A 24,461-nucleotide genomic window follows, 5' to 3' on the forward strand; every position below is an offset into this window, starting at 1 on the left:
TGCTCCCCTCCGTGCCGGTGCGGTTCGGTCGATGGACCGACGAACGGCGCTCCGGCGGACCGACAGCGGAGCCGAAACTATCTCGCGGCGAGGAGTCCTTCCAGCCAGGACACGGTCTCCTCGGCCGGTGGCTGCGCCGCGAGTTCGGCGGCGAGACGTCCGGCGTTGCGGCGGTATCGGTCGTCGTCGAGGACGGCGGTGACGGCGTCGCGGATTTCGGCGGGGGTGACGGTGATCGGGTCGAGGACCCGGCCGAGGCCGAGCGCGGCGACGCGGTCGCCGTTGTCCGGCTGATCGGCGCCCATCGGCACGAGCACCTGGGGCAGGCCGTGGGTGAGCGCGCCGAGGACGCTGCCCGAGCCGCCGTGGGTGAGGACGGCGTCGCAGTGCGGGAGGACCTCGTGCTGGGGCAGGTAGCGAGCGAGGTGGACGTGGCCGGGCTGGGGGCCGAACTCGGCGGGGTCGATGACCGGGCCGACGGTGACCACGGCGGTGACCGGCAGTTCGGCGAGGCCGTCGAGGACGCGGGTGAACAGGTCGCCGGATTCGGTGTTGAAGATGGTGCCGAGGGTGAAGTACACGGTCGGTCGGCCTTCGACCCACCAGTGCGGCGCCGCGGTGGCCGGGGTGACTTCGGTGCGGAACGTCCGCGCCGTCGCCGGAAGCGGGAAGCCCGGATCGCGGAAGGTGGGCGGGAAGGGGTTGAGGACCAGGTGCCGCGCGCTCATCCCGGGCGGGGTGTCGGCGGGAAGGCCATGCGCGGCACGGACTTCGTCGAGCGCCGGGCCGACGACCTCGGGACGGACGAACGAGCCGGAAGCCATGACGAGCACGGTCGCGCAGGGCAGGCCGAGGCGTTCGGCGGCGATCATGGCGCCGAAATCGGCCTCGTCGCACAGGATCAGGTCCGGGGCCCAGCCGGCGCACAGCCGCAAGAGGTCGCCGGCGCGCTGGGTGGCGGCGCGGCGTGCGAAGCCCTCGCGGAGGTCGTTGGCTTCGCGTTCGCGGTCGACCGGGAGAAGCGGCTTGCGCTCGCCAGTGCTCCCGTAGTCCGGGCCGGAGGCGAACGCGGGGAAACCGGCCGCTTCGATCGTCGGGACCATGAGTGATTCGCCGGAGAAGGCGACGGTGTGCCCGGCGGCGGCCGCGGCGCGCGCGACCGGTACCAGTGGCTGGAAGTGACCGTTTCCCCCGACGAACGTGCACAGCAGGCGCATGGGCTCAATCTAGTGAGCGGCGCGGCTCGCGATGAGCGTTTCGATGCTGTCGAGGATGCGGGCGAGGCTGAAGTGGAACGCGTGACCGGGGCTGTTCGCGGCGCCGTGGGCCTGCCCGGCGGTGGTGCCGACGCGGGAGGCGAGGGGGTAGTTCGCGGGGTCGGCGGCCGGGATCTCCGCGAGTACGGGTGCGCTGGCGTCCCACCACTGCTGGTCGGTCATCCCGCTGTGGCTGACCAGCCGGGCGGCCTCGACCGAGCCGCGCGCGAATCCCTGGACGACGCCGTTGAGCAGGGTGGTCAGGGCGTCCATCTCGAGGTCGTCGAGTCCGATGCCGTCGAGGGCGGCCAGTTCGCGTTCGTACTTGGCGAAGGTGTGCGGGCCGAGCGTCGGGCGCCCGGTGACGACCTGCAGCATCCAGGGGTGGCGGTGATACATCCGCCAGATGTCCTCGGCGATCGCGGTGAGCGCGGCGCGCCATCCGGTGCCGGGTTCGACGGCCGCCAGCTCGGCGTGGACGTGGTCGAGCATGAGGTCGACCAGCTCGGCGCGGCTGGGGACGTAGGTGTAGAGCGACATGGGGGAGACGCCGAGTTCGTCGGCGACCCGGCGCATGGACACGCCCGCGATGCCGTCGGCGTCGGCGAGCTTGATCGCCGCGCGGACGACGTCGGTCACCGACAGCTTGGGTTTCGGGCCGCGCCGCGGGGGCCCGTCGACACCCCAGAGCAGCTCGATGGTGCGTCGCGGATCGCCACTGCCGCTGTACTCCGTGCTCACGTCCGTCATCCTGCCCGTCGCTTTTTTGTACGCCGTACAGAGTTACGGTATACTGTCTCACGCACGACGTACAGAGAATGGGGTGGGATGACTTCGCGGGAATCCGCACTGTTCGAACCCGCCGATCCTCCTCGCCTGGGGAAGATCGTGTTCTGGGATCTCGACACGAATCCGTCCGAAGAGGACGAACTGCTGCGCGTGGCGGCACCGGAGATCCGCGCGGTGGCCGCCCGCCGGATTCCGGTCCTCGAGGCGTTGCCGGCACTGCTGGCCGCGCAGGAGGCGTCCCCTTCGGTGACGTTCTGGGCGACGGCGGCACGGGCCGCGCTCCGGCTCGTCTCGGCCGGGCGGATGCTGCCCGGGGTGTCCGAGGCGGGACACGACGCGTGGCGAGCCGGTCCGCTGGAACCGGCCGAAGTGGCATGGTTGCGCGAACTGGCCGACGCGATGCCCCCGGAGGCGCACGCCGCGCCGACACCGGGGGACGAAACCCGGCTGCCCGCACGGTATCCCCTGCTGCGGGCGTTCCTCGACGCCGTCGCCGACGCGCTGCCCCGCACGCCGGCGGCGGCCGCGGCGACCGGTCAGCGGCGCTATGCCGCGGTCGCCGCGCAGGACGCGACCGAGCTGAGGGACTGGGCGGACGAGGTCTCGGCCGGGCTGGACTCGGGGGTCCGGGTGTCGCTGCGGGTCGAGGTCCCGGGTGGTGATCCCGCGGCCGGGCGGTATCGCCTGGTGGTGCAGGTGCACAGCCTCGCCGATCCGTCGCAGGTCGTCGACGCGGCGCAGTTGTGGTCGGGGGCCGGGGAGCTGGGGCCGCGGGCCCGGATCGACGTCATGCTCGCGTTGCGCCGGGCTGTGCGGGTGTGGCCGGCGCTGGGCCCATTGCTCGCCGCGGCCGTCCCGGACGAGCTCGAGCTGGGTGACGAGGAGATCGGCGAGCTGCTCGCGGCGGCAGCGCCGCGGCTCGGCGCGGCCGGGATCGACGTCCACTGGCCCGCCGAGCTGGCCGGTGGACTCACGGCCCGCGCCGTCATCACTTCCGACGGCGCGCCGCCGGACGACCTGCCGTCGTTCTTCGGCGGTGGCCGGGCGCTGGCCTTCGACTGGCAGTTCGCGCTCGGCGGGGCCCTGCTCACCGCGGCGGAACTGGACGCGCTCGCCGAGGCGCGGCGGCCGGTGGTCCGGCTGCGGGACCGGTGGGTGCTGGTCGATCCGGCGCTCGCGGCGAAGGCCCGCGACCGGATGCTCAAGCCACTGACCCCGGTCGACGCGCTCGGTGTCGCACTGAGCGGGACCGCGGAAATCGACGGCGAACACGTCGAGGTCGTCACCGAGGGCTGGCTGGACCGGCTGCGGGAACGGCTGTCGGCCGCGCCCGAGCCGCTTCCGCAGCCGGCGGGTCTCGCCGCGTCGCTGCGGGACTACCAGCTTCGGGGGCTGCGCTGGCTGGCGACGCAGACCGAGCTCGGGCTCGGCGGGTGTCTCGCCGACGACATGGGGCTGGGCAAGACGATCACGCTCATCGCACTGCATCTGCACCGCGCGGCGGAGGTCCCGGAGGCCGGGCCGACGCTGGTGGTGTGCCCGGCGTCGTTGCTGGGCAACTGGGAGCGGGAGATCGAGCGGTTCGCGCCCGGCACGCCGGTGCGCCGCTTCCACGGCGGCGCGCGGTCGCTGGCGGAGCTCGACGGCGGCTTCGTACTCACCACGTACGGCACGCTGCGCGTCGACCCGGCGCCGCTGGCCGCGGTCGAGTGGGGGCTGCTGGTCGCCGACGAGGCCCAGCACGTCAAGAACCACCGGTCGGGCACGGCGAAGGCCCTGCGGACGCTGCCCGCGTCGGCTCGGGTCGCGCTCACCGGCACTCCGGTGGAGAACACGCTGTCGGAGCTGTGGGCGATCCTGGACTGGACGACGCCGGGGTTGCTCGGCTCGCTGCCCGAGTTCCGGCGGCAGTGGGCGAAGCCGATCGAGTCCGGCGATCCCGTCGCGGCGGAGCGGTTCGCGCGGCTGCTGCGCCCGTTTCTGTTGCGGCGGCGGAAATCCGATCCCGGGATCGCGCCGGAGCTGCCCGCGAAGACCGAGACCGACCGGCCGGTCACGCTCACCACCGAGCAGGCGGCGCTGTACGAGGCCGTGGTGCGCGAGTCGCTGGCGGAGATCTCGGCCAGCGACGGCATGGCTCGGCGCGGACGGATCGTCAAGCTGCTCACCGGGCTCAAGCAGATCTGCAACCATCCCGCGCAGTTCCTCAAGGAGACTCCCGCCGAGTCCATTGTGGAGGGAAGGTCGGGGAAGCTCGAACTGCTCGACGAGCTGCTGGGCACGATCCTCGCCGAGGACGGCGCGGTGCTGGTGTTCACCCAGTACGTCGCGATGGCGCGGCTGCTGGAACGGCATCTCGCCGAGCGTGGCGTCGGCACGCAGCTGCTGCACGGCGGCACCCCGGTCGCGCGCCGTGAGGAACTGGTCCGCCGGTTCCAGGCCGGCGAGGTCCCGGTGTTCCTGCTCTCGCTCAAGGCCGCGGGCACCGGACTGAACCTGACCCGCGCCGATCACGTCGTGCACTACGACCGCTGGTGGAATCCGGCGGTCGAGGACCAGGCGACCGACCGCGCGTACCGGATCGGCCAGACCCGGCCGGTACAGGTCCACCGGCTGGTCGCCGAGGGGACGGTGGAGGACCGGATCGCCGGGATGCTGCGGGAGAAACGCGCGCTGGCCGAGGCGGTGCTGACCGGTGGCGAGGCCGCGCTGACCGAGCTGAGCGACGCGGAACTGACCGAACTGGTCGAGCTGAGGAGGTCCCGATGACCGACGACGTACGCGGATTCCCGGCGTTCGGCGCGCAGCCGGGCCGTGGTCCGTTCGCGCGCTCGTGGTGGGGCCGGGCGTGGATCTCGGCGATGGAGGACACCGCGCTCGACCTGCGTCAGCTCAAACAGGGCCGGAAGTACGCCACGGCGGGGCTGGTCGGGCCGATCGCGGTCGGTCCCGGCCGGATCGCCGCGCAGGTCGACGACGTGGACGGCGGCCCCTACCAGACGAGGCTGCGGCTGGCCGAGCTGTCCGAAGTGGACTGGGAGCGGTTCCTGGACCGGGTGGCCTCCCGTGCCGGGCATCTGGCCGCGCTGCTGGACCGCGACATGCCGCACGACCTGGTCGAGGCCGCCGACGACGCCGGGGTGCACCTGCTGCCGGGGATCGGCGATCTCGATCCGGAATGCGACTGCCCCGGCTGGGAGCTGCCGTGCCGGCACGCGGCGGCGTTGTCGTTCCAGGTGTCGTGGCTGCTGGACGCCGATCCGTTCGTCCTGCTGCTCATCCGCGGCAAGGGGGAGCGGGAGGTGCTCGACGAGCTGCAGCGCCGCAACGCGCCCCGCTTCGTCCGCACCACCGGCGCCGACGAGGACGTCCCCGTCTCGGACGCCTTCGCCAGGACGATCCCGGTGATGCCCGACCTCGGCGCGTTCACCCCGAGTGGGCGGCCCGAGGTGCCCGCGGCGCCGGGCATTCCGGCGGAGAGCTTCGTTTTCCTGGCCGACAACGCCGCCGCGGCCGCCGAGGCGTTGTTGTCCGGCGCGCCGAGGCTGAATCGCCGTCAGGACGCGGTGCGGCTGGCCGCGACGTTCCCCGGCACCGAGGCCGCGGCGCGTCTGCGGGAGGACGCGGGTGCGGACTTCGCCCGTGCGGTCGCGGCCTGGACGTATGCCGGTCGCGGCGGGCTCGACGTCCTGGAGTCGACGTGGTCGCCGCCGAAGCCGGTACTCGCGCGGGCACGGGCGGCGCTGGCCGAAGCGGCCGAGGATCGCGACGTCGTGCTCGAGTTCGACCGCAATCGCGGCACCGTGGCCGGGACGGACGTCCAGCTCCGGGCTGGCCGCGACGGCCGCTGGTACCCCTACCGTGCCGAGGACGGCGTGTGGTGGCCGTCCGGTTCGCCGGAAACCGACCCCGGTGTCGCGTTCTCTGCCCTGCTCGCCTGAGCGGCATCCCGTGCAACAGGGGTAGTCGGCCGATCGCTCAGCGTGTAGAGAAGGGAGCAGGCACGACGAGCGGCGGACATGGGGGTCCGGAATGGCTGCGCTGAATCGACGAGGTTTCATCGCGGGCGTGGCCGGGGTGGCCGCGGTACCCGGGATCGAGGTGGTCGGCGCTCCCGGCGCGGCGGCCGCCCCGCCCGGTCCGTCCGGTGAGGACGCGTCCCGCGGGATCCCGGTGACGCTGACCGAGGGCACCGGCATGGCGGCGCGGATCTCCCCGGACGGCCGCCTCATCGCCTTCGACGCCGTCGGGGTGCTGTGGGTGATGCCCGCCGAGGGCGGCCCCGCGCGCCGGCTGACCGACGATCTGGGCGACGTCGCGCTGCCGGACTGGGCGCCGGACAGCGCGACGCTGGTGTTCCAGTCCTATCGGGACGGTGTCTTCAACCTGTGGACGGTCCGGGCCGACGGCGGCGACCTCCGGCAGCTGACCCACGGCCCGTACGACCATCGCGAGCCGCGATTCTCCCCGGACGGCAAGAAGATCGCCTACTCCTCGGACGCGGCGAACCACTCCTACGGGATCCATCTGCTCGACGTCGCGAGCGGCGCGTCTGCGGCGTTGACCCGTAGTGATGAGCAGGAGTGCGAACCGGCCTGGTCGCCGGACGGTGCCAGGCTCGCGGTCGTCGTCGGGTACAGCCGCATCGACGTCGTCACCGTCGCCGACGGCTCGCGTACCACGGTGGCGAAGGTGCCCGCCGGGCACAGCCTGCACGCGCCGTCCTGGACGCCGGACAGCGCGGACCTGGTCTTCCAGCGCCAGCTGCCGAACGGGGACACGCAGCTGGTGCGCGCGGGGAAACCGCTGTTCACCGGCGAGGAGATCTTCCCGTTCCCGGTGTCCTGGGCCGGGCCCCGCGAGTACGTCTACACCGCCGACGGCGTCATCCGGCGCCGCTCGCTGGACCACGCGACCGCGCGCGACATCCCTTTCACCGCGACCGTGACGGTGACCCGGCCCCGGTACCGCAAGCGGCAGCGGGACTTCGACTCCACCCGGACGCACCAGGTGATCGGGATCGGCAGCCCTGTCCTGTCACCGGACGGCACACGGGTCGCCTTCCGCGCGCTCAACGACATCTACACGATGCGGATCGGCTCGGCGCCGCGCCCACTGACCGGCGATCACTGGTGGAAATGCGATCCCGCGTGGTCGCCGGACGGGAAATACCTGTCCTATTCCACCGACCGCGGCGGGAAACTCGACATCTGGCTGCGCGATCTCGCCACCGGCGAGGACCGGCAGCTGACGCACCTGCCCGGCGCGGCGGCGGTGTCGGGTTCGTGGTCACCGGACAGCGCGCGGCTGGCGTTCCTGAACCAGGAGGGCGCGCTCCACGTCGTCGAGGTCGCCACCGGCGCCGTGCGGAAGGTCTACGCGGCGACGTTCGAGCCGGGCAGGCCGAGCTGGTCGGCCGACGGCCGGGTGATCGCGATGGCGGCGATCAAGCCGTACTCGGCGCGGTTCCGGGAAGGGCTCAGCAAGATCCTGCTCGTCGACGTGGCGTCCGGGGCGGGCCGGTACGTCGACCCGATCCCGGACCGGTCGATCCAGACCCGGGGTGACGACGGCCCGGTGTTCTCGCCCGACGGCCGCCGGATGGCGTTCGCGATGGCCAGCGTGCTGTGGGTGCTCGACGTCCGTCCCGACGGCACCCCGGCGGGCGCGCCGCGCCGGATCACCGACGAACTCACCGACGCGCCCAGCTGGAGCGGCGACTCCCGGGAGCTGCTCTACCTTTCCGGCGGCAGGCTGCGGATCGTGTCCGCCGAGGGCGGCACCCCGCGTACCGTGCCGGTGCGGCTGAGCTGGACGAACGTGCGTACCCGGGGCCGCACGGTGATCCGCGCGGGCGCGTTGTGGGACGGCGAAAGCCATACGCTGCGCCGAAACCTGGACGTTCTGGTCGAGGGGCACCGGATCGCCGCGGTCGAACACCGTCGCGACACCTGGGACGCCGAGGTGGTGGACGCGCGCGGCGCCGTCGTGCTGCCGGGTCTGGTCGACATGCACCACCACCGCGAGATGCAGGGCTACGAATACGGTGACCGGCAGGGCAGGCTGTGGCTCTCGCTGGGCTTCACCACCACCCGGTCACCGGGCAGCCCGGCCTATCACATGGTCGAGGCCCGCGAGGCGGTCCAGTCGGGTGCGCGCGTGGCGCCCCGGTACTTCGGCACCGGCGAGGCGATCGACGGCGCGCGAGTGTTCTACAACTTCATGCGCCCGACCTTCGACGAGCACCAGCTCGAACGCGAGCTCGAACGGGCCGAGGCACTCGACTACGACCTGATGAAGGCCTACGTCCGGCTCCCACCGGAATGGCAGCGCCGGGTGGTGCGCTGGGCACACGAACACGGCGTTCCGGCGACGTCGCACTACAGCTATCCCGCGCTCGGCTTCGGCGGCGACGGGATGGAGCACATGGGCGCGACGAGCAGGTTCGGCTACTCACGCACGGTTTCGGCGCTGGGCAAGGGATACCGGGACGACGTCGCGTTGTTCGCGGCCTCGGGCGCGGCGCGGACGCCGACGTTGTTCCGCAACAACGTGCTCTACGCCGAGGACACCAGCCTGGTCGAGGACCACCGGGTGCGGACGCTCTACCCGGCGTGGGAGTACGCCAAGCTGCGGGACACGGTCGCGCGGATGCGGACCACCGACCTCACCGCGGACCGGCGCAACCTCGCCCATCAGGTGCAGCAGGTCGCGGCGCTGATCAGGGCGGGCGGCCTGGTGATCACCGGCACCGACTCGCCGATCGACCACACGGCGGTGAGCACGCATATGAACCTGCGCGCGATGGTCCGGCACGGGCTGACGCCCCACGAGGTGCTGGTGACGGCGACGAGCGCGCCCGGCCGGTTCCTCGGCGAGCCGCTCGGCCGGATCGCGCGCGGGATGTACGCCGACCTGATCGTGGTCGGCGGCGATCCGCTGCGCGACATCCGGCACGCCGCCGACGTCCGCACGGTCGTGAGCAACGGGCTGGTGTACACAGTGGACGAACTGCTCGCGCCGTTCACCACCGCACGCGCGTCGCTCGCCCCGACGCCCGTCGCGGCTGCCCCGGAGCATCCGGCGAACCGCGAGTTCTGGTGGCACGACCCGCATTACGTGGCCGCGAGCCGGCATTCCTGTTGCGCGGGCGAATGAGCTCATCGCCAGCATGGCCGGTTTTCCGCCATGCCGGCGACACCGGTCATTCCCTGGCCGGGCGAACTCGGCCGGCCGGCTCGCCGAACCAGCGGGCGAGGTGGTCGTTCAGGTCCCGCTGATGCTCGCCGATCCAGGCGACGTGGCCGTCGGGGCGTAGCAGGACGGCCGGGACATCCAGTGCTGCGGTGGGATCCGCGATGAGGTCGACTCGGTCCGGCCAGCCCTCGGCGGTCAGCCGTTCGGTGCGGTCGAGGACCAGGCCGCGGCCCCGGTGCAGCCGGTCGTAGAGCCGCCCCTGTTTCAGGTCGATGTCGCGCAGGCGGCGGCCGAGCAGGTCGGGGCCCTCGCCGAAGTCGTAGCGGATGCCGATCGCGGTGATCTTCTCGATCAGGTGACGGTTCACCTCGTCGAAGTCCATCAGTTCGGTGAGCAGCCTGCGCACGGCCCGCGCGCCCGGTTCGGGGGACAGCAGTTCCCGCTGCGCGCGGGTGTTGTCCAGCACGTCCTCGGCGACCGGACGACGTTCGGCCTGGTAGGTGTCCAGCAGTGGTTCCGGCGCCCAGCCGCGGACCTGCGCGGCCAGCTTCCAGCCGAGGTTGACCGCGTCCTGAACGCCCAGGTTCAGGCCCTGGCCGCCGATGGGCGGGTGGATGTGCGCCGCGTCGCCTGCCAGCAGCACCCGGCCGGTCCGATAGCGTTCGGCCAGCCGGGTGGCATCGCCGAAGCGGGACAGCCAGCGCGGGGAGTGCACGCCGAAATCGGTTCCGGCGACGGCACGCAGCTGGTGCCGGAAATCCTCGAGGGTGGGCGCTTCCGCGCGATCGCCGACTCCCGCGGCGGGGACCACGACGCTGTATACGCCTTCGCCGAAGGGCCTGAGCCAGAACGACTGGGTGGTCTCGTGGATTTCGGCCATCCTGGCGGTGATCTCCTCCTGAGGCACACCCACTTTCATCTCGCCCATCAGCGTGTCGTTCCGCGAGGGTTCGCCGGGGAAGCCGACGCCGAGCAGTTTGCGAACGGTGCTGCGCGCGCCGTCACAGCCGACGAGGTAACGCGAGCGCAGCTGTTCCCCGTCGGCGAGCTCGACGGTCACCCCCTCTTCGTCCTGCTCGAAAGCGGCCACCGCACAACCGCGCCGGATCTGCGCGCCCAGGTCCATCGCGTGCCTTTCGAGCAGGCCGACGATGACCGGCTGCGGGATGCCCAGCAGATAGGCGTGCGCGGAATCGAGGTCCTGGGGCGCGGGCCGGGGGATGGCGGCGAAGAAACCGCCTGCCGGACGCCGTCTGCCGTGTTCGAGAACGCGTTCCAGCAGTCCGCGCATGGCCATCAGCTCGAGACTGCGAATGTGCAGGCCGACTATGCGGGTGAACGACACGGGCTCGGTTTCCTTCTCCAGGACGAGGACCCGCACATCGTGCAGCCGCAGTTCGGCGGCCAGCATCGCGCCGGCCGGCCCGCACCCGGCGATGATCACGTCGAACAGGAGCGGCGCGCGATCGGCGCCGGAGGCCGGCGGCGGCTCGGCGGTGAAGTCAGAGTGCACAGGTGTTGCCTTTCGGGAGTGCCTTGATGGTGAGGCGCTCCCGGCGACACCTACGTCGATCGCCCGGCCGTGACGGGAAGGGGGAGCACCCACAGCGATACAGCGTTCATGGGTCTCACCTCCTCGGCCGGTGTCACGGTCCGCTGCACGCTACAAGGCAGGCCGGCAGCCCGTCCAATCCTTTCCGGCGCACCGGATCCGGGAACACCGGTGCCCGCCCGGGCACCGATGCCCGCCCGCCGGGGCAGAGGTCGCCCGTTGCGGCGAGATCAGCGCAAGAGCTGGCTAGGGTGCGACGAGACTTGCCCCCGTTCTCACCCATTCCGATAGCGAGATCCTGATGTCAACGCCTGGGTTTCCACCCAACACCCTCACCGCCGAAGGGGATCCGGTCTGGCTCGTCGAGCTGGCCACCGAGGACCCGAACCACACGCTTCACGTCGTGAAGGGCCTCGAACCGGCGGAAGCGCTCGAAGCACTCGGTGCCAAACCACGCTGGTTCCAGCCCTGCGAGCTGCCCGCTGCCAGGCCGGACGCGGTGACTTCGCTGCCCGGCGCGGCCCTGAAGATCGAACCGGGCTCTTCCGCCGCCCTGCTGGCAGGACGTATCGGTGAGTGGACCTTCGTCTACGACGACTCCGGGGCGACCGTCCCCGAGGACGACACGATCCCGCTCTCGGCAGACGGCCGGACAGCGGCTTCGAGTCTCTACACCATCAACGCGGACGCCAGCATGAGCTACGCCGTGAACGGGGAACAACTCGCTTTCGTCAACGTCGACGACCTCGAGCTCGAAGCAGATGTCCCCGGCATGCCCGCCGAACTGCGCGCGGCCTTCGACGCGGCCGGTGTCTTCGAGGCCGACTACCTCGAACCCGGCGAGGCGGACTACGCCATCGGTATGCGCGTCGTCTGTGCCTTGGCGGGACTCACCTGCACCCTCGACGACCTGCGCCGGATCCCGTTGCTGGCCACGCCGTTCGGCTGACCCTCGCCGCTCCGGCCGTGCTCGGAGTTCGGCTAGGGTCGGGTCCATGGCTCCGACGTTGCTCTGGATCAACGGCCCGTTCGGCGGCGGCAAGACCCAGACGGCTTTCGAACTGCACCGGCGCCTGCCGGGCAGCGAGGTGGCCGACCCCGAGCACCTCGGCTTCGGCCTGCGCCGCATGCTGCCGCGCGAGGTGCGCGGCGACTTCCAGGACTTCCCGGCCTGGCGCCACGGCGTGCGGGAGGTCCTCGACCACCTGCTGCGGACCTACGAGGGCACCGGCAAGACCATCATCGCGCCGATGACCGTCGTGGTCCCCGCCTACTTCGACGAGATCATCGGCAAACTCCGCGCCGAGGGCCACACCGTGCACCACTTCGCCCTGCTCGCCCGCGAGGACACTGTCCGGCGCCGCCTCCGCAGGCGCGTCACGCCCCTGATCCACGGCGACTCCTGGGCGCTGAAGCAGGTCGAGCGCTGTCTCACCGCACTACGCCGCCCCGAGTTCGCCCACCACGTCCACACCGACGACCGCACCGTCGCGCAGGTCGCCGACGAGGTGGCCCGGCACGCCAGGCTCGACCTGCGGCCGGACACCACCGGCAGCCTGCGCGCGAACCTGCGCCAGACCTGGGTGAGCGTCAAGCACATCCGGATCGGCTAGACGCCGGCGCGGCCGATGATCGCGGCGGTGTCCGTCCCGGCGGGCAGCGTCCCGAACGCGACGCCCCAGTCCCCGCCGAACCGCGACGCGCAGAACGCGTCCGCCACCGCCGGGTCCCCGTGCCGCACCAGCAGCGAGCCCTGCAGCGCCAGCGCCATCGACTCCACCAGCCGCCGCGCCCGATACTCCACATCGGACAGATCGGCCAGCTCCTTCTTGAGCCGCGCCACCGCGTCGTCCAGCCGCGCGTCCCCACCGGCGGCCAGCTCGACCTCGGCGAAGTACGCGGCCACCGACTCCGGCTGCTTCGCCATCGCCCGCAGCGCGTCCAGCGCCGCGACGTTCCCGGAACCCTCCCAGATGGACATCAGCGGAGCCTCTCGGTACAGCCGCGGCATCCCGGACTCCTCGACGTACCCGTTGCCGCCCAAGCACTCCAGCGCCTCCGCCGCGTGCGACGGCGCCCGCTTGCACACCCAGTACTTCGTCACCGCGAGCCCCAGCCGCCGGAACGCCTGCTCCTGGGCGTCCTCGGGCCGGTCGGTCGCCGCCGCGAGCCGCATCGCGACCGTGGTGGCCGCGTCCGACTCCAGCAGCAGATCCGCCAGCACGTTGGCCATCAGCGGCTGCTCGGCCAGCGTCTTCCCGAACGCCCGCCGGTGCCGCGCGTGGTGCACGGCCCGCACCGCGCCCAGCCGCATCCCCGACGCGCTCCCGAGCACGCAGTCCAGCCGCGTGTTGTTCACCATCTCGATGATGGTGCGCACGCCGCGCCCCTCTTCGCCGATCAGCCATCCGACGGCGTTGTCGTACTCGATCTCCGAAGAGGCGTTCGACCGGTTGCCCAGCTTGTCCTTCAACCGCTGCAACAGGATCCGGTTGCGCGAGCCGTCCGGCAGGACGCGGGGGAGCAGGAAGCACGAGAGCCCGCCGGGCGCCTGCGCCAGCGTCAGGAACATGTCCGACATCGGCGCCGAGGTGAACCACTTGTGCCCGACCAGCGTGTAGCTGCCGTCCCCGGCGGGTGTCGCGACGGTGGTGTTGGCGCGGACGTCCGAGCCGCCCTGCTTCTCCGTCATCGACATCCCCGCGATCAGGCCACGCTTCGAACTCGGCTCGCGCAGCCCGAAGTCGTACTCCTTCGCCGCGAGCAACGGCTCGTACTTCGCCGCCAGCTCGGGATTGAACCGCAGTGCCGGGATCGCCGCGTAGGTCATGGAAATCGGGCAGCCGTGCCCGCCCTCGGCCTGGCTCCACACATAGAACTTCGCCGCGCGCGCCGCGTGCACCCCCGGCCGCGCATCCCGCCACGGCGCCGCGTGCAACCCGTGCGACACCGCGACGTCCATCAGCTCGTGCCAGTACGGGTGGAACTCCACCTCGTCGATCCGGTGACCGTAGCGATCGTGCGTCCGCAGCACCGGCTCGTTCTCGTTGACCAGCCGCCCCCACTCCTGGACCCGCTCGGTGCCCGCGAGCCTGCCCAGCTCGTGGACCTCCTCAGCGGCCCAGTCCGCGTCGGCGCGAGAGAGCCCGTCCAGCAACGCCGGATCCGCGGCAACGTCGTAGTCCACCAGCGGGGGAACCTGGTTGGTGACCTCATGTGTGGCGGGCATCCGAACCTCCCAAACTACGCAGCACGAACGTGCGCAACTCGACGACATCACTGGCGCTGCCGCCGCTGAGCGGCCCGATCAGCACCTCGGCGGCCGCGCCGACCAGCGCGGCCGCGGTGAGCCGGGCGTCCTGCGCCGGCAGCACCCCGGACCGCACACCCGCCGCGACGTGCTCGGCGACGACGTCGCGGAACGCGCGGCGGAACTCCAGCCGCTCCGCGTCGATCTCCGCCCCGACCGGCTCGGCCAACAGCGCGTACGCCTGACGCGGCGCCTTCAACGCGCGCGCCGCGAACGTCTCGAACACCGCCAGCACACGCTCGACCGGGTCACCGTCGGCCGAAGCCTCCCGGACCGCGTCGACCTCGCGGGTCACGACCTGGCGGAACACCCGCAGATCGAGCTCGGCCTTGGTGGGGAAGTGGCGGTAGACCGTGCCGGTCGCGACCCCGGCCCGCTCGGCGACCGCGGCCATCGAGCACCCGGCGTATCCGTGCGCGGCGAGCTGCTCGACGGCGGCGGCGACGATCTTCTCGTGCTGCGCGTCGAGTCTTTCCTGCACCTTCGGGGTACGGCGGTACGGCACAGCAAGAAGTGAACCACCGATTCATTACTTCGGTCAAACACCCTTCCCGCACCACCGGGTAATGTCGCGGGCCCATGACCACGTCGCCCGCCGACTCCTCGGCCGTCATCGCCCGGCTCCGCGCCGTCGGCTGCGTCTTCGCCGAAGACGAGGCACGACTGCTCATCACCGCGGCCCGCACGCCAGCCGAACTCGACACCATGGTGCGACGCCGCATCGACGGCCTCCCACTCGAACACATCCTCGGCTGGGCCGAGTTTGCCGGGCAGCGCATCGCCGTCGACCCCGGTGTGTTCGTACCCCGGCGCCGCACCGAATTCCTTGCCCGCCAAGCCATCCGCCACGCACACCCCGGTGCCGTCCTCGTCGACCTGTGCTGCGGCTCCGGCGCCGTCGGCACAGCCGTGGCCACCGCGCTCGGCGACATCGAGCTCTACGCCGCCGACCTAGACCCGGCCGCCGTCGAATGCGCCCGCCGCAACGTCACCCCCTTCGGCGGCCAGGTCTTTCAAGGCGACCTCTACACACCCCTGCCCGCCGCCCTGCACGGACGCGTCGACGTCCTCACCGCCAACGCGCCATACGTACCCACCGACGCCATCGACCTGATGCCTCCGGAAGCCCGCCTCCACGAGCCACAGACCGCACTCGACGGCGGCACCGACGGCCTCGACATCCTGCGACGCGTGATCGCGGGCGCGTCGACCTGGCTGACCAGCGAAGGCACCGTCCTCGTCGAAAGCAGCGAGCGGCAAGCGCCGGAACTCGCGAAAGCCATGACACACAACGGATTCCGCCCCCACATCGCAAGCTCCGACGACCTCGGCGCCACCGTCGTCATCGGAACCAGGGGAGCGGCCACGACATTCACCGAAGCCCCGGACAGCGCCCAGCCAGACGGCTAAGGTCACCGAGCATGACCGAACCCGCCTACCTGAGCGCCACCCGCGCCGCCTACGACAAGGTCGCCGCCGACTACCACGAACTGCTCCGCAAATCCCTCGCGCGCATGCCCTACGACCGCGCCATGCTCGGGGTCTTCGCGGAGCACGTGCGCGCGGCCGACGTCGGACCGGTCGCGGACGTCGGCTGCGGACCCGGGCGCATCACCGCCTACCTGGACTCGCTCGGCGTGCCGGTGTCCGGTATCGACCTTTCCCCCGAGATGATCGCCGTGGCCCGCCGGACCTACCCCGCCCTGCGCTTCGAGGTCGGCTCGATGTCCACTTTGGACCTCAAGGACGGCGAACTCGGCGGTGTCGTCGCCTACTACTCGATCATCCACACGCCGCCGGAACTGCTCCCACCGGTCTTCGCCGAGTTCGCCAGGGTGCTGGCACCAGGGGGACACCTCCTGCTCGCGTTCCAGGTCGGCGACCAGCCACGCCACATCACGAGCGCCTACGGCCACGACGGCCTCGACTACAACGCCTACCGTCTGCAGCCGGACCACATCACCGCGCTGGCGGCGGACGCCGGGCTCCAGACCGTGTCCCGGCTGGTCCGCGAACCGGAGGGGGAGTACGAGAGCAGCCCACAGGCATATCTGATCATCCGCAAACCTGACGTGGCCTGACCCGGCTCGGTTCCCGGGCGCTCACCCGCGCTCGGGAACCAGTTCGTACGTTTCCCCGTCGCGGACGATATGACCACCCGTCGGCGTCCCGAAATGCGTTCCGAGCACCAGGGTCGGCGTGTCACAGAACCGTTCGAGGAAATCCCTTCTGGCCCGCTCCGCCGCCGCGGTGTCGGTGTCCATTTCCGCCGACCAGTCCGGCCGGGCGATCTGCGCCTGACAGTGGAACAGATCGCCCGTGATCACGGCGCTTTCCCCGCCGTCCTCGACAAGGACCGAAACATGACCGGGGGTGTGGCCCGCGGTGCCGACGAGCGAGATCCCCGGAACGACGACCTGTCCCGGCTCGACCCAGGTGATCAGACCGGCATCCTCGATCGGTTTGAGCGAGTCCTCGAATACGGCTACCGCGTCGACCATGCTGTAGCCGTATTCGGAGTACGCCTCGCGAGCGCGCGGATCCCGCGCGAACGCCTTCCAGTGCGCGTACTCGTCGCGCACGAAATGGTAACGAGCGTTGGGGAAGGCCGGCTGCCACCGGCCGTCCTCGAAAACCGTGTTCCAGCCGACGTGATCGATGTGCAAGTGCGTCGAAACGACACCGTCGACCTCCTCCCGGCGCCACACCTTTTCGAACCTCTCCATGAAATCCGTGCCCAGGTTGTCGAACATCGGCGCCAGGCGCTTCTTGCCGTTGCCGAGACCGGTGTCCACCACGATCTTGTGCGTAGGCGTCTCCACCAGCAACGAGTGGACGAGCACGTTCACCTTGCCGTCGTCCAGGTAAGTCGGCCGCAGCCAGTCGATGCGCTCGATCTCTTCCGGGGTCGACGCCGGCAAGACCCGGAGGAGAAACTCCAGCGGCGCCCAGCTTTCGGTTTCCTCGACCTTCGTGATCGAGATTTCTCCCACGGTCCACTGTTCCGTATCCATGACACTCCTCGCGATGGTGGTGATAGTCAGCCGGCCGGCGTCTCCGCGGTGACGATCAGCACGGCGCGCCCGAGTACGTGTCCGAACATCACGAAACCGAGATAGGCGGGTGTTCCGTCGGCCGGAAAGTCGAGGTGTTCCACGTCGAGGGCGTGCACGACCACGAAGTAGCGATGCACGCCGTGGCCAGGGGGAGGGGCGGCCCCGAAGAAACGCGACGCCCGCGCGTCGTTTGGAATCTGAACGGCACCAGGGGGCAGAAGGCCGCCATCCTCGCTTCCCGCGCCTTCGGCCAGCTCGGTCACGGTCGCCGGAATGTTGACGACAGCCCAGTGCCAGAACCCGGATCCGGTCGGCGCGTCCGGGTCGTAGACCGTCACGGCATAGCTCTTCGTGCCCTCCGGCGCGCCTCGCCACGCGAGATGCGGCGAAATGTCCTTGCCGCCAGGAACGGCCGCGGCGGACATCTGGGCGACCGGCCACGGTGCGCCCGCGGAAATGGTGCCGCTGGTCAGGGTGAACGTGGCGGCCTCGGGCAGACGGGCGAACGGGTCGTTCTCGCTCATGGACGGGTTCCTTACGTGAGTCGACCTCAACGGGTCGGCAAGATAATCGATCATTTCCAGTGTAGTAGATCTTCTGGCTTTGATCTATGATCGGGGTATGGCACAGGCAGGCCGTAAGGTGACGTCACCCACGCAGATGCGCTCGGCGCAGGTCCACGACGAGCTGAAAACCCAGATCCTGCGTGGCGACTTCGGCCCGAGCGAACCACTCAAACCCCAGGAACTGGCCACCTCGATGGGGGTGAGCCTGTCGGTCGTCCGCGAGGCGCTGCAGCAACTGATCGGTGAAGGCCTCGCCGACCGCCATCCCAATAGGGGCTTCTCCGTGCCTGCCTTCTCGGATCAGCGATGGCAACAGATCGCCGAAGCGCGGCGCACCATCGAGCCGAGCATGCTCCGGATGTCCATCGAACGCGGCGACCTCGAGTGGGAAACCCGAGTGCGGGCCGCACACCATCGCCTCCATCGCACACCCCTGCGACAGGAAGAGGACGGACCGTACGTCAGCGCCGCCTGGTCTTCCGCGCACTACGAATTCCATCGCGCCCTGCTCGACGGCTGCGGAAACCCCGTCCTGCTCGAAAGTTTCGATCGCCTGTGGACCGCGAGCGAACTCGCACGCAGGTGGTCCGGACAACGCCGGCCCGCTCGCGACCACCTCGAGGAACACGGCCGGCTCGAAGAAGCGGCGCTGGCCAGAAACGCCGACGCCGCAGCGAAAATCCTCGATCAGCACCTGTCGCTCACCGCGGCAGCCCTCTCGCCCGACGACGATCCCGCAACTCGCTGACCGCGCCCATTTCATCGTGGGGGAGAAGGCCATCGACATCGCCGAGGCCAGCGGCGGACTGTTCGACCCCACCCGGATTCACACCGCTGGGACCCTGGCTCGTCACACCCGACGACATTCCGAATCTCGCGAACCTCGGCGTGCGTACGGCTGGGCGAAGAAGCCGCCTCGGTACGACCATCGAGCACATCGGCCGCCTCGAACATCGCTTCGTAGCCAGGAAAGCCGAAGTCGCCGCCTGAAGCCCGGGGAGCGAGGGGCGGGTCAGCAGAGGTGACTCTCCGGTACCCAGACGCAGGCTACTTGACATAATGTACATTATCGGCACTTGGGGACGGTGCTGATCAAGACACCAAGAGGGGCTCTTTGTGCAGGTAAGCGCGCTGCGTATGCACACAGCTGCGACTCACCACGCACACAAGGCGACTCAGGACAGTCTCAGCGCTGCCGCCTGACGTTCGCCGCCGCAGGGTGTCGTCGCCCAGCGGCGACCAGCCGGGCAGACTCGACCGGTCGCCACTCAGGACGTCCGGGCACACTGCCTCAAAACGTCACAGTGACGTTGCAGGCCAAGGTGTCCAGACCAGCAGAAAACGGCTATCCGACGAAGAATCGTCGCCAGCCTGACCTCGCCGAGGATCCGACTCAACAGACCTGCTGCGACGCCGCAGGCCGGTCAGAACGCGACGACAACCTCCGAAATCACCGCTGATAACGCGTCCGAACGGCACATTCGACGCAAGGTTCCCCCGAGTCGGACAAACCGGCCAATGCCGACATTTCATGCATAATTGCTATTATGCATGAAACCGCATAAGACTTGGCGACGGAATCTCACGTTCCGTGATCAGAACACAGAGACCACTTGGGCCCCGGCCAGGCCGTCACCGTCCTTGAGGGAGCCGTCATGTCCGGGCATGGTCGGCACATCACCCATGGTCAGGCCGCCGAGGAACAATCCGGCCTGCTCCCCCGCTGCCGCGGACGACCGCTTCTTGCCGTACGCTTCGATCCGCGAAACGGTTACTGAGCGTGACTGTTCGTCGAGAGTGATCCTGGCTGCCTGACCGACGCGCACGGTGCCGCTGGTGACCGTCCCGGTGCAGACCACGCCGCGTACCGGCACGACGAACACCTTGTCCACGGTGAACTGGAACGGCTCGGCCGGGGACTCGGGGTCGCGACGTCGGGAGAACAGGCCCATGGCGTCATCCTCGCACAGGCGGCCTCGGCGCCGGATTGTCGGTGCCGTGCGGTACAAGATCCACATGAGGGTTTCCGAGGCACAGCAAGCCTTTTTCGCGGCACGTCGGCCCCGCAAGGACTCCCCTCACACGACGGCGGCGTACCGGCGTGATCTCGCGGGGATCACCGAGCTGCTGGTGGCGGAGCTGGGGTGTCCTGCCGACGAGCTCGAGGTGGCCGATCTGACCGCGCAGGCGCTGCGGGCGGCGTTCGGCGCGTTCGCGGACAGCCACGCGAAGAGTTCGGTGCTGCGCGCCTGGTCGACCTGGAACCAGTTCCTGACGTTCTGTGTGTCCGACGGTCTGCTGGGCGGGAATCCGATGGGTGCGGTCGCGCGGCCGAAGACTCCTCCCCTGTCCCCCAAGCCGTTGCGGGGTGAGGAGACGCCGGAGCGGCTGCTGGCTTCGGTGGCGGAGGGTTCGCGGCAGGCGCGGGATCCGTGGCCGGAGCGGGATGTGCTGGTGATCGCACTGGGGCTGGTGGCCGGGTTGCGGGCGGCGGAGATGCGGACGCTGACGGTGCGTTCGCTCGTGGGCCGGGCAGGCGAGCTGCGGTTGCACGTGCGGGGCAAGGGCAGCCGTGACCGGTCGATCCCGGTGCAGCCGATCATGGCGCGGCTGGTGGAGAGCTACCTGGAGTCGTGCCGTCGCCGGTTCCCGCACGCGCGGTTCGGGCCGTCGTCGGCGTTGCTGCGGGATCGGGCGGGTGAGCCGATCGGGCGCGGGGCGCTGGAGTACCTGGTGAAGTCGTGTTATCGGTGGGCCGGGCTGCACGATCGGGTGCCGGTGGGGGCGAATCTGCACGCGTTGCGGCACACGTTCGCGACGCGGTTGGCCGAGGACGGGGCGACGGCGTCGGAGATCATGCGGTTGCTGGGGCACGCGAGTCTGTCCACGAGCCAGAACTACATCGAGGCGACGGGGCGTGAGCAGCGTGCGGCGGCAGCGAGCAACCGGACGTACGTGGCGTTGGACCGGCTGGTGCCGGAGGCGGATGGTTAACGGAGTTGTTCGAGGTCGCGGGCGGCGCGGGCGAGTTCGTCGGCGAGTTTGCGGAGTTCCGTGGGTTCGGCTCCGTCGTCGGCTGCGGTGACGATGTCTTCGGCCGCGCAGCGGAGTTGGAAGAGCCGGTCCTGGAGGGTGGCGATCTCGGTGTCGGACAGGACGACGGCGTCTTCGGGGAGGCCGCTGCGCTGGAGCGCGGTGCGGCGTTCGTAGGCGCGCTGGCGGCAGGACTGGCCGCAGTAGCGGCGCCGCCTGCCGACGTTGCCTCCGGCGGGGAGGCGTCTGCCGCACCAGCCGCAGTGTTTCGGTGCGCTGGTGCGGCGCGGTAGCGCCAGGTCGTCCGCCTGTTGGGCGTCTTCGGCCACTTCCCTCACCCGGCCGACCCTATCCGGCCATCGTCCGCTCACGCTCGGGTCATGGCGGAAGTGCACACTGGAGGGGTGTCGTCACCGTTTCCGTACCTCGCCGATCCGTTCCCCCGCGCGTTCGCTCATCGCGGCTGGCATCTCGATGAGCTGGCGGGGCTGGAGAACTCGCTGCCGGCGTTCCGGCGGGCGGTGGCGGAGGGGTACCGGTATCTGGAGACCGATGTGCACGCGACGTCGGATGGTGTGGTGGTCGTGCATCACGACGCGTCGCTGGATCGGACGACCGATGGTTCGGGGGCGATCGCGCAGCGGACCTGGGCGCAGCTGCGGGGGGTGAAGGTCGGCGGGAAGGTGCCGTTGTCGCGGTTGGAGGATCTGCTCGAGGAGTTGCCGGAGGCGCGGTTCAACATCGACGTCAAGGCGAATCAGGCGGTGGAGCCGTTCGTGCGAGTGCTGGAGCGGACGGGTGCCTACGACAGGGTGGCGGCCGCGGCGTTCTCGGACGCGCGGCTGGCGCGGCTGCGGCGATTGGCGGGGCCGAGGCTGGTGACGTCGATGGGGCCGCGGTCGGTGCTGGCGTTGTGGGCGAACGGGTGGGCGCCGATGTTTCCGATCGCTCGGCTGGCGCGGGGGGCGATGGCGCAGGTGCCGGTACGTCAGGGGCCGTTGACGGTGGTGGACCGGGCTTTCGTGCGGGCGGCGGTGCGGGCCGGTGCCGAGGTGCACACGTGGACGATCGATGATCCGGCGCAGATGCGGGCGTTGCTGGATCTGGGGGTGCACGGGATCGTGACCGATCGGCCGGACCTGCTGCGTGAGGTGCTCGTCGAGCGCGGTGCGTGGCAGCAGGCCGGCTGAGCGGCGTCTTCGCTACCGGGGTGCCTTGCCTTCCCATGCGGCTTTCCAGGTCTTCGGGCCGAGGCGGCCGGAGTCCTTGATGCCGTTGGCGCGCTGGAGGTCGAGCACGGCCTGCTTGGTCTTGTCGTAGTAGCAGCCGGTGCCCTGGAACTTGTAGCCGTAGGCGTTCATGCGGAGCTGGAAGGTGCGCAGGGCGGGTGCGCAGTCGCCGTAGGCGTAGACGAGGCCGGGCCAGGCGGGTTTCGGGCCGCCGGTGGGTGGCGTGGGCGGTGCCGGTGCGGGTGCAGGTGGTGTGGGCGGGGTGGGTATGACCGGGGGCGGTGCGGGGGTGCCGTCGCCGATGTAGGCGGATTGCTGGTAGGTGGGGATGCGTTTGCTGCGGGCGTCGCCGTCCTCGCGCAGGCCGAGCTTGCCGGCGCATTCCCAGGGCTGCCAGCCGCGCATCCGGTAGAGGTAGAGCGCGCGGTAGTCCTGTTCGCGGCCGCTGGCCTGGTCGGGTCTGCCCTGACCGCCGACGCTTCGCCAGGTGGGTAGGTCGAACTGGTAGGCGCCGTAGTAGCCGTTTCCGGTGTTGACGGCGTAGCGGCCGCTGGACTCGCACATGCGGAGCTTGGCCCACGCGGCGGCGGAGGGGTCGGCCGAGGCGGTGGTGGCGGTGGTGATCTGCAGGCCCAGTACGGCTACGGCGGGGAGAACGATTCTCACCACGGCTCGGTAGGCGGTGCGCAGGCGGTCCTTGATCATGCGCTGCACAGTAGAACTGTGACCCTTTCGCCACAAGAGTCACACCACGCCCTCCAGCATCACATGACACAGGCGGAAATCGGCTCCGCGACACGCCGCGCATTCGGGAAATGGGCATTCGGCGGGGTGCGTCGATCGGGTGATGACGACAAACCGGACACGGTTTCCCTACGGCGGGGTCTCGGCGGGGGCCGCGCCAGTACTGTCCCCGCTGACCTCGATGTTCCTGAGCGGAGGAGCCCTGGATGGCGCTGACCGAGACCCGTGCGAGCAAGCGGGAACGGTGGGGCTGGTATTTCTACGACTGGGCGAATTCGCCGTTCTATTCGTCGGTGACGACGGTGTTCGGCGCGCTGTACTTGAGTTCGGTGGCGGCGGCCGACGCGAAGTCGAATATCACCCTTAACGGGGACAGGCCCTGCACGGACGTGGCGGGGGTCGAGAACAAGCTCCAGCACTGTGATGTGACGGTGTTCGGGCTGCAGTTCCCGGCCGGTTCGGTGTGGGGGTATCTGCTGTCGGTGGCGACGGTGGTGCAGGTGCTGGTGCTGCCGATCGCGGGCGCGGTGGCCGACCGGAGCAGGCACAAGCGGCGCATCCTTGGCGGGTTCGCGTTCCTCGGTGCCACGGCGGCGGCGCTGATGTTCTTCACGGCGGGGTCGAACTGGCAGCTGGGTGCGGCGTTGTTCGTGGTGGGCAACATCGGCTACGGCGGTTCGCTGGTCGTGTACTACTCGTTCCTGGTCGACATCGCCGGGCCGGACGAGCGGGACGAGGTTTCGGCGAAGGGCTGGGCGTTCGGGTATCTCGGCGGTGGCCTGGCGCTGGCGTTGCAGCTGGGGTTCTACCTGGGCCGGGACGCGTTCGGGGTGGACCAGCCGACCGCGGTCCGGGTGTGTTTCCTGACTTCGGGGCTGTGGTGGGCGCTGTTCACCCTGCCGACGTTGCGGGCGCTCCCCCGGACGCATGTGCCGGTGGTGCCGGAGCCGGGGCGGTCGGTGGTGGGCGCGGGGTTCGCGGAGTTGCGGCGGACGCTGGTGGAGGCGAAGGCGTATCCGCTGACGCTGGCGTTTCTCGGCAGCTATCTGGTGTTCACCGACGGGATCAACACGGTGGTCACGGTGTCGGCGCAGTACGGGAAGGACGAGCTGAAGTTCGGCGACGAGGTGCTGATCATGACGGTGCTGGTGATCCAGTTCGTCGCGTATGGGGGCGGGGTGCTGCACGGGCTGGTGGCGCGCCGGCTGGGTGCGAAGCGGACGATCCTGCTCAGCCTGGCGTTCTGGGTCGTGGTGCTGGGCGGGGCGTTCTTCGTGCAGCCGGGGCGGCCGGTGCAGTTCTACGCGGTGGCGATCGGGATCGGGCTGGTGCTGGGCGGGACGAACGCGTTGTCGAGGTCGCTGTTCGCGCAGATGATCCCGGCCGGGAAGGACGCGCAGTACTACTCGCTCTACGTCGTGGGCGAGCGGGGGACGTCGTGGCTGGGGCCGCTGGTGTTCGCCGGTGTCGGCCAGGCGACCGGGTCGTTCCGGCTGGCGATCGTGGCGCTGGTGGTGTTCTTCGTGCTGGGGCTGGTGCTGGTGTGGCGGGTTCCGGTGCGGCGGGCGATCGTGGCTGCGGGCAACCGTCCGCCGCGGGTGCTGTGAGGCACCGATAGGCTCGACCGTCGTGACTTTCGTGAAAGACAGCGGGCGTGACGGCCCGGTTTCCGCCGGTAGCGGAGTGGACGGCGATCCGACCGACGCGTTGTCCTCGGTCCCCGCAGCGG

Annotated in this window: 21 protein-coding genes; 11 read left to right on the forward strand and 10 right to left on the reverse strand. The window is 70.4% G+C overall.

Going from position 1 to position 24,461, the window contains the following annotated elements; all coding sequences use genetic code 11:
• Positions 1 to 77 precede the first annotated feature (77 nt).
• Both ACFWX1_RS25415 and ACFWX1_RS25420 read right to left on the reverse strand, forming a co-directional pair.
• Positions 78 to 1,217, reverse strand: coding sequence for a glycosyltransferase (locus ACFWX1_RS25415; protein ID WP_378391298.1), 1,140 nt, complete (start codon positions 1,215 to 1,217; stop codon positions 78 to 80).
• A gap of 9 nt (positions 1,218 to 1,226) precedes the next feature.
• Positions 1,227 to 2,006 carry a TetR/AcrR family transcriptional regulator gene (locus ACFWX1_RS25420; RefSeq protein WP_378391300.1) on the reverse strand — a complete coding sequence of 260 codons (780 nt, stop codon included), beginning with the start codon at positions 2,004 to 2,006 and terminating at the stop codon, positions 1,227 to 1,229.
• 78 nt (positions 2,007 to 2,084) lie between these two features.
• Between ACFWX1_RS25420 and ACFWX1_RS25425 the strand changes: the two genes are divergently transcribed.
• The 3 genes from ACFWX1_RS25425 (at position 2,085) to ACFWX1_RS25435 (ending at position 9,203) form a co-directional block, all read left to right on the forward strand.
• On the forward strand, positions 2,085 to 4,814 hold the full coding sequence (locus ACFWX1_RS25425) for a DEAD/DEAH box helicase (protein WP_378391302.1): 2,730 nt from the start codon (positions 2,085 to 2,087) through the stop codon (positions 4,812 to 4,814).
• Positions 4,811 to 5,986: an SWIM zinc finger family protein gene (locus ACFWX1_RS25430; RefSeq protein WP_378391304.1), complete on the forward strand. Its 1,176-nt coding sequence runs from the start codon at positions 4,811 to 4,813 to the stop codon at positions 5,984 to 5,986. Before ACFWX1_RS25425 ends, ACFWX1_RS25430 begins: the two co-directional genes overlap by 4 nt.
• Before the next feature lie 91 nt (positions 5,987 to 6,077).
• A complete protein-coding gene (locus ACFWX1_RS25435; protein WP_378391306.1) occupies positions 6,078 to 9,203 on the forward strand; it encodes an amidohydrolase family protein in 3,126 nt (1,041 codons plus the stop codon).
• Positions 9,204 to 9,249: 46 nt separating this feature from the next.
• Here ACFWX1_RS25435 and rox read toward each other — a convergent pair whose 3' ends face one another.
• Positions 9,250 to 10,695, reverse strand: a complete 1,446-nt coding sequence (rox, locus tag ACFWX1_RS25440) for a rifampin monooxygenase (protein ID WP_378391341.1) — start codon at positions 10,693 to 10,695, stop codon at positions 9,250 to 9,252.
• Between the two features lie 400 nt (positions 10,696 to 11,095).
• Between rox and ACFWX1_RS25445 the strand changes: the two genes are divergently transcribed.
• The gene (locus ACFWX1_RS25445) at positions 11,096 to 11,743 is read left to right on the forward strand and encodes a DUF6461 domain-containing protein (RefSeq protein ID WP_378391308.1); all 648 of its coding nucleotides are present in this window, start codon (positions 11,096 to 11,098) and stop codon (positions 11,741 to 11,743) included.
• Positions 11,744 to 11,789: 46 nt separating this feature from the next.
• Positions 11,790 to 12,407, forward strand: a complete 618-nt coding sequence (locus ACFWX1_RS25450) for an AAA family ATPase (RefSeq protein ID WP_378391310.1) — start codon at positions 11,790 to 11,792, stop codon at positions 12,405 to 12,407.
• Here the strand turns inward: ACFWX1_RS25450 and ACFWX1_RS25455 are convergent.
• Positions 12,404 to 14,023 (reverse strand): acyl-CoA dehydrogenase family protein, encoded by a 1,620-nt coding sequence (locus ACFWX1_RS25455; RefSeq protein WP_378391312.1) that lies wholly within the window; start codon positions 14,021 to 14,023, stop codon positions 12,404 to 12,406. The genes ACFWX1_RS25450 and ACFWX1_RS25455 overlap by 4 nt on opposite strands.
• Entirely contained in the window at positions 14,007 to 14,609 is a 603-nt protein-coding gene (locus ACFWX1_RS25460) for a TetR/AcrR family transcriptional regulator (protein WP_378391314.1), read from the reverse strand. The genes ACFWX1_RS25455 and ACFWX1_RS25460 overlap by 17 nt, the downstream gene beginning before the upstream one ends.
• 74 nt (positions 14,610 to 14,683) lie before the next feature.
• Here ACFWX1_RS25460 and ACFWX1_RS25465 point away from each other — a divergent pair, with 74 nt between their 5' ends.
• Positions 14,684 to 15,514 (forward strand): putative protein N(5)-glutamine methyltransferase, encoded by an 831-nt coding sequence (locus ACFWX1_RS25465; protein WP_378391316.1) that lies wholly within the window; start codon positions 14,684 to 14,686, stop codon positions 15,512 to 15,514.
• A gap of 11 nt (positions 15,515 to 15,525) precedes the next feature.
• Entirely contained in the window at positions 15,526 to 16,185 is a 660-nt protein-coding gene (locus tag ACFWX1_RS25470) for a class I SAM-dependent DNA methyltransferase (RefSeq protein ID WP_378391317.1), read from the forward strand.
• Between the two features lie 21 nt (positions 16,186 to 16,206).
• On the opposite strand, the gene ACFWX1_RS25475 is transcribed toward ACFWX1_RS25470, so the two are convergent.
• Positions 16,207 to 17,118: an MBL fold metallo-hydrolase gene (locus ACFWX1_RS25475; protein ID WP_378391319.1), complete on the reverse strand. Its 912-nt coding sequence runs from the start codon at positions 17,116 to 17,118 to the stop codon at positions 16,207 to 16,209.
• Positions 17,119 to 17,144: 26 nt separating this feature from the next.
• Entirely contained in the window at positions 17,145 to 17,684 is a 540-nt protein-coding gene (locus ACFWX1_RS25480; protein ID WP_378391320.1) for a YbhB/YbcL family Raf kinase inhibitor-like protein, read from the reverse strand.
• Positions 17,685 to 17,820: 136 nt separating this feature from the next.
• Between ACFWX1_RS25480 and ACFWX1_RS25485 the strand changes: the two genes are divergently transcribed.
• Positions 17,821 to 18,474 carry a GntR family transcriptional regulator gene (locus ACFWX1_RS25485; RefSeq protein WP_378391343.1) on the forward strand — a complete coding sequence of 218 codons (654 nt, stop codon included), beginning with the start codon at positions 17,821 to 17,823 and terminating at the stop codon, positions 18,472 to 18,474.
• Between the two features lie 847 nt (positions 18,475 to 19,321).
• Here the strand turns inward: ACFWX1_RS25485 and ACFWX1_RS25490 are convergent.
• Entirely contained in the window at positions 19,322 to 19,678 is a 357-nt protein-coding gene (locus ACFWX1_RS25490; protein WP_378391321.1) for an EF-Tu/IF-2/RF-3 family GTPase, read from the reverse strand.
• A gap of 46 nt (positions 19,679 to 19,724) precedes the next feature.
• On the opposite strand from ACFWX1_RS25490, the gene ACFWX1_RS25495 reads away from it, so the two are divergent.
• A complete protein-coding gene (locus tag ACFWX1_RS25495) occupies positions 19,725 to 20,720 on the forward strand; it encodes a tyrosine-type recombinase/integrase (protein WP_378391322.1) in 996 nt (331 codons plus the stop codon).
• Here the strand turns inward: ACFWX1_RS25495 and ACFWX1_RS25500 are convergent.
• Positions 20,717 to 21,097 (reverse strand): hypothetical protein, encoded by a 381-nt coding sequence (locus tag ACFWX1_RS25500; RefSeq protein ID WP_378391323.1) that lies wholly within the window; start codon positions 21,095 to 21,097, stop codon positions 20,717 to 20,719. The genes ACFWX1_RS25495 and ACFWX1_RS25500 overlap by 4 nt on opposite strands.
• Positions 21,098 to 21,163: 66 nt before the next feature.
• On the opposite strand from ACFWX1_RS25500, the gene ACFWX1_RS25505 reads away from it, so the two are divergent.
• On the forward strand, positions 21,164 to 21,949 hold the full coding sequence (locus tag ACFWX1_RS25505) for a glycerophosphodiester phosphodiesterase family protein (protein ID WP_378391324.1): 786 nt from the start codon (positions 21,164 to 21,166) through the stop codon (positions 21,947 to 21,949).
• A gap of 12 nt (positions 21,950 to 21,961) precedes the next feature.
• Here ACFWX1_RS25505 and ACFWX1_RS25510 read toward each other — a convergent pair whose 3' ends face one another.
• Positions 21,962 to 22,693 carry a transglycosylase family protein gene (locus tag ACFWX1_RS25510; RefSeq protein WP_378391325.1) on the reverse strand — a complete coding sequence of 244 codons (732 nt, stop codon included), beginning with the start codon at positions 22,691 to 22,693 and terminating at the stop codon, positions 21,962 to 21,964.
• A gap of 245 nt (positions 22,694 to 22,938) precedes the next feature.
• Between ACFWX1_RS25510 and ACFWX1_RS25515 the strand changes: the two genes are divergently transcribed.
• Positions 22,939 to 24,339 carry an MFS transporter gene (locus ACFWX1_RS25515; protein ID WP_378391326.1) on the forward strand — a complete coding sequence of 467 codons (1,401 nt, stop codon included), beginning with the start codon at positions 22,939 to 22,941 and terminating at the stop codon, positions 24,337 to 24,339.
• Positions 24,340 to 24,461 lie beyond the last annotated feature (122 nt).

This window comes from Amycolatopsis sp. NPDC059021 (assembly GCF_042739895.1).
Lineage (GTDB): Bacteria > Actinomycetota > Actinomycetes > Mycobacteriales > Pseudonocardiaceae > Amycolatopsis.

Coding starts and splice junctions, on each gene's coding strand:
- ACFWX1_RS25465 (WP_378391316.1), top strand. CDS start 14,684: ATGACCACGTCGCCCGCCGACTCCTCGGCCGTCATCGCCCGGCTCCGC.
- ACFWX1_RS25445 (WP_378391308.1), top strand. CDS start 11,096: ATGTCAACGCCTGGGTTTCCACCCAACACCCTCACCGCCGAAGGGGAT.
- ACFWX1_RS25455 (WP_378391312.1), bottom strand. CDS start 14,023: ATGCCCGCCACACATGAGGTCACCAACCAGGTTCCCCCGCTGGTGGAC.
- ACFWX1_RS25510 (WP_378391325.1), bottom strand. CDS start 22,693: ATGATCAAGGACCGCCTGCGCACCGCCTACCGAGCCGTGGTGAGAATC.
- ACFWX1_RS25475 (WP_378391319.1), bottom strand. CDS start 17,118: ATGGATACGGAACAGTGGACCGTGGGAGAAATCTCGATCACGAAGGTC.
- ACFWX1_RS25435 (WP_378391306.1), top strand. CDS start 6,078: ATGGCTGCGCTGAATCGACGAGGTTTCATCGCGGGCGTGGCCGGGGTG.
- ACFWX1_RS25490 (WP_378391321.1), bottom strand. CDS start 19,678: ATGGGCCTGTTCTCCCGACGTCGCGACCCCGAGTCCCCGGCCGAGCCG.
- ACFWX1_RS25485 (WP_378391343.1), top strand. CDS start 17,821: ATGCGCTCGGCGCAGGTCCACGACGAGCTGAAAACCCAGATCCTGCGT.
- ACFWX1_RS25450 (WP_378391310.1), top strand. CDS start 11,790: ATGGCTCCGACGTTGCTCTGGATCAACGGCCCGTTCGGCGGCGGCAAG.
- ACFWX1_RS25515 (WP_378391326.1), top strand. CDS start 22,939: ATGGCGCTGACCGAGACCCGTGCGAGCAAGCGGGAACGGTGGGGCTGG.
- ACFWX1_RS25470 (WP_378391317.1), top strand. CDS start 15,526: ATGACCGAACCCGCCTACCTGAGCGCCACCCGCGCCGCCTACGACAAG.
- ACFWX1_RS25425 (WP_378391302.1), top strand. CDS start 2,085: ATGACTTCGCGGGAATCCGCACTGTTCGAACCCGCCGATCCTCCTCGC.
- ACFWX1_RS25420 (WP_378391300.1), bottom strand. CDS start 2,006: ATGACGGACGTGAGCACGGAGTACAGCGGCAGTGGCGATCCGCGACGC.
- ACFWX1_RS25480 (WP_378391320.1), bottom strand. CDS start 17,684: ATGAGCGAGAACGACCCGTTCGCCCGTCTGCCCGAGGCCGCCACGTTC.
- ACFWX1_RS25415 (WP_378391298.1), bottom strand. CDS start 1,217: ATGCGCCTGCTGTGCACGTTCGTCGGGGGAAACGGTCACTTCCAGCCA.
- ACFWX1_RS25430 (WP_378391304.1), top strand. CDS start 4,811: ATGACCGACGACGTACGCGGATTCCCGGCGTTCGGCGCGCAGCCGGGC.